Below are 13,402 nucleotides of genomic sequence, written 5' to 3' on the forward strand. Positions count from 1 at the left end.
ATCGCTAATCAACGATCGCACCTTCGTTGATCACAGAAAAGCGATCACTTAAAATTAGTAGATTGCAAATATCGCCTAGACTCGCTCTTTTAATTACGAATTAATTTTTTAGCCAATCGCCACAACAGAGAAAACGGTAAAATTAATATCGTCTTTAATATTTGTACAAACTGACCTAACCGACCTTTGCGGATAGCACGGGGAGTAGACTGGCGTTGTAGAATTGTTAGATTTTCTCGAATTGTCGCTGTAGTCGGATGATTAACGCCTAACACCCTTTGGCACATTGCCAAAACTTCAATGTATAGTGGTTCGGCATCGCTGTACCGCCCTTGGCTATCGTAGAAGTAAGCTAAATTGTTCAAGCTTCTAGCCACATCGGGATGGTCGCCAGCAAACAGGCGCTTTGTCATTGCCAAAACTTCAATGTATAGTGGTTCGGCATCGCTGTACCGCCCTTGGCTTTTGTAGAGGTAAGCTAAATTGTTCAAGCTAGTAGCCACATTGGGATGGTCGCCAGCAAACAGGCGCTTTGTCATTGCCAAAACTTCACTGTATAGTGGTTCGGCATCGCTGTACCGCCCTTGGCTATCGTAGAAGTAAGCTAAATTGTTCAAGCTTCTAGCCACATCGGGATGGTCGCCAGCAAACAGGCGCTTTGTCATTGCCAAAGCTTCACTGTATAGTGGTTCGGCATCGCTGTACTGCCCTTGGCTATAGTAGAAGTAAGCTAAATTGTTCAAGCTAGTAGCCACATTGGGATGGTCGCCAGCAAACAGGCGCTTTCTCATTGCCAAAGCTTCACTGTACAGTGGTTCGGCATCGCTGTACCGCCCTTGGCTATAGTAGAAGTAAGCTAAATTGTTCAAGCTAGTAGCCACATTGGGATGGTCGCCAGCAAACAGGCGCTTTGTCATTGCCAAAACTTCAATGTATAGTGGTTCGGCATCGCTGTACCGCCCTTGGCTATCGTAGAGGGAAGCTAAATTGTTCAAGCTTCTAGCCACATCGGGATGGTCGCCAGCAAACAGGCGCTTTGTCATTGCCAAAGCTTCACTGTATAGTGGTTCGGCATCGCTGTACTGCCCTTGGCTATAGTAGAAGTAAGCTAAATTGTTCAAGCTAGTAGCCACATTGGGATGGTCGCCAGCAAACAGGCGCTTTCTCATTGCCAAAGCTTCACTGTATAGTGGTTCGGCATCGCTGTACCGCCCTTGGCTATCGTAGAGACCAGCTAAATTGTTCAAGCTAGTAGCCACATTGGGATGGTCACCAGCAAACAGGCGCTTTCTCATTGCCAAAGCATCACTGAATAGTGGTTCGGCATCGCTGTACCGCCCTTGGCTATTGTAGAGACTAGCTAAATTGTTCAAGCTAGTAGCCACATCGGGATGGTCGCCAGCAAACAGGCGCTTTATCATTGCTAAAGCATCAGTGTATAGTGGTTCGGCATCGCTGTACCGCCCTTGGCTATTGTAGAGACTAGCTAAATTGTTCAAGCTAGTAGCCACATCGGAATGGTCGCCAGCAAACAAGGACTGGCAAACATTTACGCATTCTTCACGCCAAGGTTCTGCTAATTGATATAATCCTTGTCCTTCGTAAAATCTTCCTATTCCCACAAATATCCCAATTGCTTCATCGCTAGGGACTGATGCTAGAGAAATTATCTGTGCTTCTTTTGCTTGCTCAATCTCTGCAATTATACGTTTACCCAGGTCTTCGAGATGGGGAACGACATCTCTGATGCTTTCAATCTGCTTAGAAGTGGCAGAATCAGGAATGATTTGGGCAACGGTTATCATGGCAGTGGCGAAGGTTGTTTCTAAAACTGATTTGATTTCGCCAGAGATTGTTAACTGCCCTTGCAAAAACCACCGCACTAAGGCATGAATTTTATAATATCCTGCCTTTTGTTCCACCAATTGCAGCAAGTTGCACCCGTAGAGTTGCTTTTTAGCTGCGTTTAATTCATCTTCTGACCAAGTTAAAAGAGGCAAGGGAGCAGGGAGCGGGGAGCAAGGGGGACTGTTTTCTTCACCTTGGAAGGTGTCTAAGTCTCCTACTTCCGTTTGTGGGCTGTTTTTCTCCTCTGCTCCCCTGCTCCCCTGCTCCTCTGCTTTTTGACCTTCTGTCGCCACCCAAATAACTAAATCCCAAAGAATCTGTATAGGAGAAAATAAACTCAAAAATATTCCTAATTGTTGCGCCAGTGGGTCAAGTTCTGACCAAGTTAAAGCAAAAACGGCTTTGACTCCCAGTTGAGTTGAGTTGAGAGTTTTCCGGTCTTGTAAAGCTGCTTCTGCTAATTTACGTTCTTGCAATCGCCCAAACATGATATCTAAAGATATGTCCGGGTCGCGTAGCAAATAACCTCCAACTAACTCTATCCCCAAGGGCAAATATTCTAGACATTCACATATATTTGTTGCAGCTTGTGATTGGTTTTCAACTCGCTTATCTGTTTCTCCCAACAATTGTTTTAACAGTTCTAAAGCTTTGCCTGGTTCTTTTTGGGGCGAGAGAATATCTAAAGGAATCTCTTGAATAAAATTCGGGTCTAAACGCCGCAGTCGAGTAGTAATTAAGACTCGGAAGCGGTTATCTTTGGGAACGACTTCGCGGAGGTTGTCTAAATCAGTCACGTCATCGAAGACGATTAAAATCGGCAAGTTAGAGTCGGGATATTTAGACCAATACCAGGCGACTTGTTGTTGAAGGCTTAAAAGTCTGCCTCCTAATTCTTGGGGAATCTCCAAACCAAACTGTAACCGGAAAAACTCTAAAACTTCGGCGGCGAGATTGGTTTCTCTGTCGTTAAACCAGGCAATTCCCCCATAATCTTGTTGATATCGTCTGGCGTATTGGGTAGCTAATTCAGTTTTGCCTACGCCACCCATTCCGGCTATTGCTACATAGTCTTTGCGCTGCAAGTCTTCATGCAGTATTGTCAGTTCCGTTTCTCGCCCGACGAAATGAACAGAACCGCGATAAGGAATAAATTTTGTGGGAGTTAACTTTGTCCGTTCCCCGTCAGACGACTTTAGTCAGTTAAAGGTGACTGGGGCGTTAAATGTGTTGCCCTGAAAGACATTTTTGATTTCATCTGCTAACTTCTGATAGTTGATGACACTTGACGACTGTTGCGACTTTAGAAAGTCAGCTTGTTGTTGTAAAGATTGAATAAAATTGATATTTTTTTCAGCTTTGGCTGCTTGTACCAATTCTTGTGCAGCTTGAGCCACTTCGGGATTAGCTTTAGCAGCCGATTCAACCTCTAGTAAAGCTTTGCCATAATCAAGTGGTTGCTCTGGTGCTTTCTCTATAGCAACTACAGTATGGGGAGACTGTTTTTTGAGGGTGACGAGAAACTTACTAGTCTTATCTAATAAAGTTTCTGTTACCTTTTCGGTTGTTTTTTCTAGGGCTTTGGTAGCTATTACAGAGCCGATCGCGATCGCCGCAGTTTCAAGTATCATAATCCTGCCTTGACTATGTGTATTTTATTTACTTATTAACACAGCGCTTTTGTGATAAATTTCGCAGCTAAGTTAAAAAACCTAGATTTAACTGAGTGTTACAGATTTTGCAGAGTTCAGCATTACTATGTCAATTAATTGCCTGTGATATCTAAGTTTTTGGAATTGAAACTAGTTACCGTTACTAACATCGCCACCAACATCGCGCTTTAAGTGACTAAAATAACGAGTTTAGTTACCACGACGACGATTTTTGTTACAAACACGATTATTTTCGTTACAATATTACGAGTTTGTTACTAAAATAACGAGTTTAGTTACCACAACGACGATTTTTGTTACAAACATGATTATTTTCGTTACAATATTACAAATTTAGTTACCACCACGACGATTTTCGTGACAAACATCATATTTTTAGTTGATATTGCTGAGTCTATCGTTACACTCGATACCAATATTTGTGGATTTTACCCAACCAAAATTAGGCTTTAGTAGGGCAAGCTAGCTCTAGAACACCATAAAAAGAAGATAATTATGCCTCGGCAAAAGCGTACATATCGCGTTTTAGAAAAAGCTGAATTGAGAATCGCCGGACTTAAAGCAATCGATCCTGGCATGGATTTTGGGGATGCTCGGAACTTGCAAAATCTTACACAAATAATTCAGCAGTACCGTAGCAAAATAGATATTTATAATATTACTCTAGCTATGATTGACTCTTACACAAATGAGATGAAAGAGTTGGAAAAAAGTTTGAGCGATCTGACTGAAAAAATGCTCCTGGGAGTTGCCTTTAAGTACGGCAAAGACAGCCATGAATATGAGATGGCGGGTGGTGTTCGCAAAAGCGATCGCGTCCGCAAAAGCTTAGTCAATCGCTTGAAAGCTAGTACAGATGAAGTCTCTAATAATAATACCCAAACTGCATAAGCTCATCAATAGACTCCTAACAAAAGTCTTGATTTGAAAGCGCTTTTCAAATAATTGAACTACACCATTCCCATATCAGTCGTGGTCAAAACACGTGTTTGCAATGATTCATATTCTAATCCAGCGACATTGTAATTTCACTTAGTTTGAAAGATATTTTGTACCATTTTTTTATCTGCATTCGCCGCCGCCTGATCCAACTCTGCAATCTCACCAGCGTCTAATCGCCAACCCAACGCACCAATATTCTCCCTCGCTTGTTCCACGCTCTTTGCTCCGGGGATAGGAATAGTTCCTTTACAGATGCACCAATTAATTGCTACCTGTGACATAGTTTTGTTTCTGAACTGTGCCACCTCTTGCAAACATTCCAAAAGCGATTTGCTAGCAGAAGCCGCTTTGCCTCTACGCATTCCTGATAATATTTGCTTAAATAACAGACCTCGAATACCTTTAGGCAAAGGGCCTTGCTCAGAGTATTTTCCTGTCAATAGTCCCAAAGCTAAAGGGCTATAGGCAATCAATTTAATGTCCAACTGATCGCAAAGGTCTTTGAGCTGGAGTTGGGTGACAGGATATGTAGACAACAGAGAGTATTGAACTTGCAGAGTTGTAATCGAAACACCTCGTTGAGCGAATTTTTTCTGCACTCGCTGAAGCCGTTTCGGCCCATAATTTGATAATCCTACTCCCTTGACCAGTCCTTGCTCATACAAATCTGCAAGACCATCTAAAAGTCCTTCTTCTTGCCAAGGAGCATAGTTTGCTGTTGACCAATGCATCTGTACCAAATCGACATTTCTTCCCAGGCGTTGGGCAGATGACTGACAAGCCTTTATCATTGATTGACGTGTCCATCTCCACGGGTAAGCAGCAAGCTTAGTTGCAATACAAATATTTTCTTTGCCTGAACCTACATATTCTCGGTTGAATCGTCCTAGAAGTGACTCACTGCGACCGTTCAATCTCCCAGTTCCGTAAGAATCACCTGTATCAAATAAAGTTACACCGTTGCTCACACAAAGGTTAAAGACGGCTTGCAACTGCTCATCCATACTTTCGTCATATCCCCAAAGCAGTTGGTTGCCCCAGGCCCAAGTACCGCAGCCCATGCTTGGGAGTGAGAGTTTTTGGAGAGTCTGCATCTTTGCTATTTGTAGATTGTCTTATTAATTATCAGGCATATATAGCAGAAATCATTCATCAAAGAAAGGCAGGGGGCAGGAGGTAGGAAGTTGGAGGTCGGAGGCAGGAGGTTGTAGAAAATAATTTCTCTCTGCCTTTCTTCGTTTAACAGAAGCACAAAAAAGGCAGACTCTTTGTCTGCCCTTAAGACTTTAGAGGTTGTTTGAAAAGTGGTTAGTTGTGATTTTAATTGCGTTGTTACCCCCCTTAGTCCCACGCCACTTGCTACAACGGAGGGAACCTCCGGAACGCAGTGGCTCCCCGATGTATTGGGGGGAAACAAGAAAAATCTGGTTCCCTCTCCTTTACAAGGGGAGGGTTAGGGAGGGGTAAAAAAATATTTGACACATCATTAGAGACTTTTCAAACATCCTCTTAAAGTTAAATTTTTGGTTTTAGTCTTTAATAACGGCCACCACCACCACCACCATAGTTTCCTCGTCTACCACCAGAAGAACCTCTGTCTGTCTTGGGCTTGGCTTTATTAACTTTTAAGCTTCGACCCATCCATTCAGCGTTATCAAGGGCATCAATTGCCGCTTGTTCTTCTGCATCTGATTCCAATTCCACAAAGCCGAAACCTCTCATCCGACCTGTTTCTCGGTCGGTAGGCAATTGAACATTTTTGACTGTTCCATATTCTGCAAAGACTTGGCGGAGGTCATCTTCTTTAACCTGATAAGATAGATTGCCGACGTAAATTGACATAAAATGTCTCCAGAATCAGAGGATGTAGAGATTTAGATCCGGAGAGGTCTGTAATACAAGTACATATAAAAACAAACTGTACAGCCGAATTTCTATCTTCCACGCATACTTTAACATAAATTGAGATGTTATGTTATTAAGCAAGAGTATACTTAATCTGTCGATTTAAATACTCGAACAGTTGGCAACACTCGTTTAAAATCAACCTACTAGCGATCGCATGAAATTCGCAGCGCTCAAAAAATTTCCAGAACTGAATTTATTTCTCTTCAAAAAATATTAATTAGTAATTTTTAAATTTTATTCAATCAAAATTTCCAGAGAGGGCAATTCCATAAAAGCAGTGCGATCGCTTGTAACGTAAAATTAATTTCCATCCAGCATTTGCTAACAGCTTGACGCCCATGTTTTGCGACTACCTCATCCAAATCCTGACTGCCCGTGTGTATGATGTTGCCCAGGAAACACCACTGGAGTCTGCTCCAAATTTATCTGCGCGGCTGAATAATCAACTTTTGTTGAAACGTGAGGATATGCAGTCAGTATTTTCTTTTAAACTGCGGGGTGCTTATAACAAGATGGTGCAACTGCCAGCAGATGTATTGGCACAGGGTGTAATTGCTGCATCTGCGGGAAACCATGCTCAAGGAGTCGCCCTTGCTGCCCAACGGTTAGGAACCAGAGCGATTATTGTCATGCCAATAACTACACCTCAAGTGAAGGTAGATGCAGTGAGAATGAGGGGTGGAGCAGTGGTGTTATATGGAAACACTTATGACGATGCTTATAGCTATGCGCGTGAATTAGAAGTAGAAAAAGGATTGACTTTTATTCATCCCTTTGACGATCCCCATGTGATTGCTGGACAGGGAACAATCGGGATGGAAATTTTACGGCAATATCAACAACCCATCCATGCAATTTTTGTGGCAATTGGCGGCGGTGGATTAATTTCTGGGATTGGGGCTTATGTAAAACGGTTGCGTCCCGAAATCAAGATTATTGGTGTTGAACCAGTAGATGCTGATGCCATGTCTCAATCACTCAAAGCCGGACATCGGGTGCGCTTGTCCCAAGTAGGGTTATTTGCTGATGGCGTGGCGGTGCGGGAAGTAGGTGAAGAAACCTTCCGTTTATGTCAGCAGTATGTAGATGAAATTATTTTGGTGAGTACAGACGATACTTGTGCTGCGATTAAAGACGTATTTGAGGATACGCGATCAATTTTAGAACCAGCTGGTGCATTAGCGATCGCAGCTGCCAAAGCCTACGCCGAACGAGAACAAATCGAGGGACAAACTTTAATTGCTGTCGCCTGTGGTGCAAACATGAATTTTGATCGCCTCCGCTTTGTAGCAGAACGAGCAGAGTTGGGCGAACGCCGCGAAGCAATCTTTGCAGTCACAATTCCAGAGCAACGGGGAAGTATTCGCCAGTTTTGTGAATGTATTGGCAACCGTAATCTGACAGAGTTTAATTATCGCATTGCCGACGAAAAAACAGCCCATATTTTTGTCGGCGTGCAAATTCAAAACCGTGCTGATGCTGTCAAGATGGTAGAAACCTTTGAAGCTCATGAATTTGAAACCCTTGATCTAACGGACGATGAGCTAACTAAACTACATCTGCGGCACATGGTGGGTGGACACTCTCCCCTGGCTCAAAATGAATTGCTCTACCGTTTTGAGTTTCCCGAACGTCCCGGCGCATTGATGAAGTTTGTTACTTCCATGAGTCCCGACTGGAATATTAGTCTTTTTCACTACCGCAACAACGGTGCAGACTACGGACGAATCGTTGTCGGTATCCAGGTTCCCCCCCACGAGATGAAAGATTGGCAAGCTTTTCTTGATCGCCTGGGCTATCGTTATTGGGATGAAAACAAAAATCCGGCATACAAGCTGTTTTTGGGATAGGCGGGGAGTGGGGAGTGGGGATTGGGAGGATAAGGGGGACAAGGGAGAATTATTAAATAAATCTCTCTTTGAAGTTCTGATGCCTACGGCGGGCTGCGCCAACGCCGGAAGCCGGCGCTCAGACTTCTCTCCTTGTCTCCCGCCTCTTCCTTGTCTCCCTTGTCTCTTCTCCATGCCCAATCCCCAATTTAACGAGAATTCCCCTTCAAGATCAGATTTGAATCCCAAGTATAGAAGCCGATTTGATTAGGAACCCTAGCAAATCTGCCTATCCGATAGCCTCTAGATAGTTCATTCAGTACCTTATTTTTGATCTCTCTAATTTGCTGAGGATTTAGTTCTCCATAAATTCCGGCAATGACTTCAGCAACGCTAAAAACTTTACCTGGATTTTGTTTTAACAGAGAGGTAAGGGCATCAATTAAAAATTGACCCTCAAAGGCTTTGAGCATTGGTACTGTTTTTGTCGGGGGAACCAAAGGCTTCTTATTTTTGTTCTTGATACTCCTAGAAGCAGCATTGCGATTACTTTGGGCTACCAAACTTAAATCCAGAGTATAACAACCTGGCTCATCGGGAATAGTTACCCAGTAATTCCTTTCTCTGCCTTGGGTAAGCGAAGATTGCACTCTACCTTTAACTACTTTGAATAGATGGGAATCTAACTCTCCATAAAGCGATCGCACGATAAAATCGATATGACAAACAATGCCTATGTGCTCCTGCAATAGCTCTTTTATGGCTTCCATTCGTGAGATAGCGTGCTGATACTGAGGTAGCATCGGGATTTCCACTACCTTCATTGAACTATCGTTGTTCTCTGGAGCAATCTTTGGATCTGTTGATGTCGTTAGAGATTGACTTTCTTTTGTATCAACACCAGCAGAAAAGGAATCATCAATTTCAACTTGATCTGAGTCTTTTTGTACTGAGTCTAAAGACTCCACCAAGTTGATTTCCTCGATGTCATTAAGAGGTGATAAAAGCCGCAGAGAACCTTCTGGAGAAACATTTGAGGTTTCATTAGCTGTCGTTAATCTTGATATCTGCTTGTTGGCATCAGAAAAAGACCAGTTAGACAACAACGCTTCTACATGATCGAGCTGCGATCGCGCCTGCACAAAGAGGCGTTCATACTCTTCTGTCAGGCGAGCATAATAGTCTCGTAATTCCAACAATGGTGAGAGAAAGTTGCCCGGAGGCGGTTCTAATTGTCCATTTTGAGTCATAGGGCTTTAATCAATTTAAATTGATGTCACTTTTATAAGACATTGCTCTGGGTTTTGCTTTGTGAGATCCTGGCTGGGATTTCTTAGGCGGTTGGGGAGGGCGACATCTCTCACAATATAAAGGTCGAGGGCCGTAAGTCTCGCGCTTTGTCAGATCGTTACACTCTTTACAGACAAACTGGAAAACACGAGTATGAATCTGTCTTTTGTGCGCCCTGACAGTATATTCCCTAACATCAATGAATTTACTTGCCATAATTAGGAATTGTGAATTGCCGTCGGATCGATGTCATATCAATATAGCTATTCAAGCAAATCAAACTGCATCAGTGTGTGTTTATGTAGAAGTTTTATTGAAATCAGTGAATCTGAAGCCTAGCGTCAAGTGCAGATGAGCAACTTGATAGTTAGCTATTGACTACTCTTTCAGCATATAATTGGTGATGAGCAAACACTACTATAATTCTTTAGGCGCAGCGATTTATATTGCCCCGATTATAAAAATGGGTAGGGGAAAGTGCAGGATTATTCACTTCTACTACTATTGATTGGCAAGTCAAGCGATCGCCAGTGTGTCTAATTGTCCATCAGAAAATTATTCCTATTTGAAGAAGGCAGCTATGCTGTTCTTGCTGGAGGCAGAAGGTTTTTTTTCAGAAGGGGACTCAAACCCCTCACGCCAGATGCTCCACTTGGGGAGCCACCCCCGTGGGCGGGTCTCCCGACTTGAGGGGAGTGGCGTGAAACCCCAAGACCGCACTGGCTCCTTTTCAGGAGCCAACAAATTGAAAATTTGGTGCGTGTTTCACCTTGTTCTGACGGTACGAGCAGGAGTTAGGAGTCAGTTTTCCTCTAGCAAGAACTGCCTCCTAATTCCTGCCTTCATTGATAAAAAACAACCGCCTCCTAAAAACAGGAGGCGGTGTGCGATCGCCAATCAAAGTATGATTCCAGTAAGTTTTGTTTTGTCCCTTTACTGCTGACTAGGAGCAGTAGACGGTGCAGCAGGTTGCGATTGACGTTGTTGGCGTAAACCGCGCAAAGAGTCTCGCAACTTGTTCTGGCTAGTGTTTTCTCCTCGCCGCCGATTTGTAGTTGCTTGTGGCTGCTGTGATGAATTGGTAGTTGCTCGCTCACTCCGGAGACGACTGCGTAGGGACTGTCTGGCACTTCCTTGAGTGCGATTTATCCTTGCTTCAGATGATGAGCCGGAGGTAATAATTCCTCTTCTTTGAGGTAGCAGCTGCCTACTCGATTGAGATTCTGTTGGTCTTGTGGCTGTAGCTTGATTAGATGGGGGTGTTAACTCTCTGCGCCTACGTCTTGAATTGTCTGGTGTAGAGTTGGCAGCAGCTGCTGCTTGTCGGGTTCTCTCTTCTGCTTCTCTTTGTGCTTGCCGTTCTTGAACTTGGCGCGATCGCCGTGAACCTTTTATAGCAAATTCAGTGGCGATAGTTACTCCTTGTCTACCACTTTCTGAGGGTTTTAATTTCCAATTACGTGCTTGTCTGGCGTAATCTTCATCTAATTCGCGGTTTCCACTGGAGCTAGTAAGCCGCACGTTGGTAACATTACCGTCTTTATCAGTATCAACTTTTACTTCCGGTCTGCCTTCAACGCCTTGCCGTCTTGCTCCCTCTGGATACTTGACGTTGCATTCACGGCAGGCTGCACGACCAATAGCGTTACCATTACCTGAACTGTTGATTTGTGGAGGTGTTGGTGCAATCGGTGCTGTTGCTACTGTCGGACGGTTTCCTACTCCATTGCCTATACCACTGCCAATTCCTGAACCTCTACCACTGCCAATTCCTGAACCTATACCACTGCCAATTCCTGAACCAATTCCTGAACCTGTACCACTGCCAGAGCCAGAGCCAGTTCCTGAACCTGTACCTGTACCTGAACCTGTACTTAAAGCAACGCCAGGGCCAGAACCACCAGAGTTATCTGTCAGGACTGGACTTTCACCGCCACCACCACCGCCGCCGCCTTGAGGAGCAACAGTTTTCACAGGGGCTTCTGGCTTAGGAGCAATTTGCCTATTTGTTTGAGTAGTTTGTTTTGGTTCTTGTTGAACTGGCTGAATTTTTGGTCTTTCAATCAATTCTTGTACTGGTTTTTGTACTGGTGGAGTTTCTATAGACTGTTTTTGAACAATTTTTGGTTCTTTTTTGGGTTCTTCTGGAATTTTTTCAAGTGGTTTTTCTGGTTCTGGAGTCGGAGCTTCAATGATCGCCACCTCTATTGGTTCATCATTCTCGTCAGGCATTCTTGTTAAATAATTACCTATGCCTGAAGACAGTACGCCGATATGCAGCGCCAGTGAGCCTATCAGACTGTAAGCCAGAAAATACTTGAGAGCCTCAACTTCTTTGAAACGTTGCTCGACAATAGTGCCGGAAAAGCTCATAGCTATTGCTACCTATTCTCACTAATTTAGTCATCTTAGAATGCATGGTTGCAAATATCAAGTAAAAAATTAAAATTTTTTTGTGCAGTGTTACAAAACAGCATACTACAGCATACTTAATGATAAAAATCTCTTTGAAAAAACCTGTTGATTATCCCGATTTCTAGATAAAATGAATTTTTGTGTTAGTTAATTAAATTAATTTATATAAACTCCAAAAATGATTAAATAAAAATAATGAAAATTAGGTTTGAAAAAATTACCATTGTATTTTAAACTTTCTTGAGAAAAAGTTTCATTTTTGCGCTTGATTCTGGTAGTCTGATTTTGTATTGTTGATGACGTTTAGAGGCACTACATGGGAATTCAGCATTTATTTGAAGCAGGCGGTGTGGTCATGTTCCCCCTGCTGGCGTTTTCGGTGTTTGCAGGGGCATTAATGATTGAGCGGGCGAAGTTTTGGATACAGATTGGTAAGCGTCAAAACCGGGTGGTGCGAGAGGTTTTAAATCTTTATCGACTTGATAATCTCGTTAGCGCTGTGGATAAGCTGCAAAAAAATGTAGATTTACCCATAGCACGCATTTTTCTGGCTGGACTACAGCTAGAAAGACCGACTCCAGAAAAATTTCGTTTGGCTTTGAAAAGCGAGGCACAAGCAGAAATCCCTACGCTTAAGCGGTTTCAAGCTGTATTTGACACCATTATTGGTTTAGCGCCTCTGTTGGGACTTCTCGGCACAATTTTAGGATTAATTCGCTCATTTGCTGGACTGAATGTTGGTGATGTCGGAGCTACTAAAACTGGTGCAGTCACTGCTGGTATTAGTGAAGCTTTAGTTGCTACCGCCACAGGATTGATTGTGGCTATCTTCGTGCTTTTAGGAGCCAGCATCTTCCGCGGACTATACCAAAAACAGATAACAATGATTCAAGAGTACGGCGGACAGCTAGAAATACTGTTCCTTGATCGCTACGAACAACATAACCGTTACGAACAACAGGAGAAGTCTTATGGATCTAGGTGATAATGAACCAGATTTAGCACCATTTATAAATGTAGTACCTCTGATAGATGTAATGTTTGCCCTTTTGACATTTTTTATTATGTCAACACTGTTTTTAACAAGGTCGCAAGGGTTGCCAGTAAATCTACCGAAGGCAGCTACGGCGAAGGAACAGCAAATTCCCACTAAAGTTACCATCTCGGTAGATGAAAAAGGTCAGGTAAGTCTAAACCGCGATCCAATAGCAGTAAATGATTTAGCAGCGCGAGTGCGGACTTTAGTTGGTTCTAACCAAGATACATTAGTGATTATTAATGCCGACCAAAAAGTCTTGCACGGTGAGATAGTGGGGATAATGGATCAAGTACGTCAGGTGAAAGGAGCAAGGTTAGCGATCGCTACCCAAAAATAACAAGTAGATATATTGTGCATAATAAGTTCAGAGAGTCAGAAAAATTCTATATTCTGACTCCTAACTCCTTCTTGCCTAATACACATCTCTAAAAATTAATTATGTATTGCCCAAAATCCTG

General features: G+C 43.1%; 11 protein-coding genes. 4 read left to right on the forward strand and 7 right to left on the reverse strand.

The genetic code is table 11. The features are described from left to right. Positions 1-89: 89 nt before the first annotated feature. Together V7K56_RS18315 and V7K56_RS18320 are read right to left on the reverse strand one after the other, a co-directional pair. Positions 90-2,933, reverse strand: coding sequence for a tetratricopeptide repeat protein (locus tag V7K56_RS18315; protein ID WP_334912290.1), 2,844 nt, complete (start codon positions 2,931-2,933; stop codon positions 90-92). Between the two features lie 114 nt (positions 2,934-3,047). Beyond that, positions 3,048-3,479, reverse strand: a complete 432-nt coding sequence (locus V7K56_RS18320; protein WP_334912291.1) for a hypothetical protein — start codon at positions 3,477-3,479, stop codon at positions 3,048-3,050. Positions 3,480-4,016: 537 nt separating this feature from the next. On the opposite strand from V7K56_RS18320, the gene V7K56_RS18325 reads away from it, so the two are divergent. Then, complete coding sequence (locus V7K56_RS18325) at positions 4,017-4,412, forward strand: hypothetical protein (RefSeq protein ID WP_334912292.1); 396 nt, start codon at positions 4,017-4,019, stop codon at positions 4,410-4,412. Between the two features lie 137 nt (positions 4,413-4,549). On the opposite strand, the gene V7K56_RS18330 is transcribed toward V7K56_RS18325, so the two are convergent. Together V7K56_RS18330 and V7K56_RS18335 are read right to left on the reverse strand one after the other, a co-directional pair. After that, entirely contained in the window at positions 4,550-5,557 is a 1,008-nt protein-coding gene (locus V7K56_RS18330; RefSeq protein WP_334912293.1) for an aldo/keto reductase, read from the reverse strand. 442 nt (positions 5,558-5,999) lie between these two features. After that, entirely contained in the window at positions 6,000-6,305 is a 306-nt protein-coding gene (locus tag V7K56_RS18335) for an RNA recognition motif domain-containing protein (protein ID WP_334912294.1), read from the reverse strand. 404 nt (positions 6,306-6,709) lie between these two features. Between V7K56_RS18335 and ilvA the strand changes: the two genes are divergently transcribed. Continuing rightward, positions 6,710-8,221, forward strand: a complete 1,512-nt coding sequence (ilvA, locus tag V7K56_RS18340; protein ID WP_334912295.1) for a threonine ammonia-lyase, biosynthetic — start codon at positions 6,710-6,712, stop codon at positions 8,219-8,221. Between the two features lie 188 nt (positions 8,222-8,409). Here the strand turns inward: ilvA and V7K56_RS18345 are convergent, their stop codons facing one another. The 3 genes from V7K56_RS18345 to V7K56_RS18355 all read right to left on the reverse strand — a co-directional run bounded on the left by V7K56_RS18345 (position 8,410) and on the right by V7K56_RS18355 (position 11,863). After that, complete coding sequence (locus V7K56_RS18345; protein ID WP_334912296.1) at positions 8,410-9,450, reverse strand: hypothetical protein; 1,041 nt, start codon at positions 9,448-9,450, stop codon at positions 8,410-8,412. A gap of 10 nt (positions 9,451-9,460) precedes the next feature. Continuing rightward, a complete protein-coding gene (locus V7K56_RS18350) occupies positions 9,461-9,706 on the reverse strand; it encodes a hypothetical protein (protein WP_334912297.1) in 246 nt (81 codons plus the stop codon). Between the two features lie 717 nt (positions 9,707-10,423). Beyond that, positions 10,424-11,863 (reverse strand): TonB family protein, encoded by a 1,440-nt coding sequence (locus V7K56_RS18355; protein ID WP_334912298.1) that lies wholly within the window; start codon positions 11,861-11,863, stop codon positions 10,424-10,426. A gap of 358 nt (positions 11,864-12,221) precedes the next feature. On the opposite strand from V7K56_RS18355, the gene V7K56_RS18360 reads away from it, so the two are divergent. Next, positions 12,222-12,890 (forward strand): MotA/TolQ/ExbB proton channel family protein, encoded by a 669-nt coding sequence (locus V7K56_RS18360; RefSeq protein ID WP_334912299.1) that lies wholly within the window; start codon positions 12,222-12,224, stop codon positions 12,888-12,890. After that, on the forward strand, positions 12,877-13,281 hold the full coding sequence (locus V7K56_RS18365) for an ExbD/TolR family protein (RefSeq protein WP_334912300.1): 405 nt from the start codon (positions 12,877-12,879) through the stop codon (positions 13,279-13,281). Before V7K56_RS18360 ends, V7K56_RS18365 begins: the two co-directional genes overlap by 14 nt. Positions 13,282-13,402: the final 121 nt, after the last annotated feature.

The organism is Nostoc sp. (assembly GCF_036917535.1).
Lineage (GTDB): Bacteria > Cyanobacteriota > Cyanobacteriia > Cyanobacteriales > Nostocaceae > Nostoc.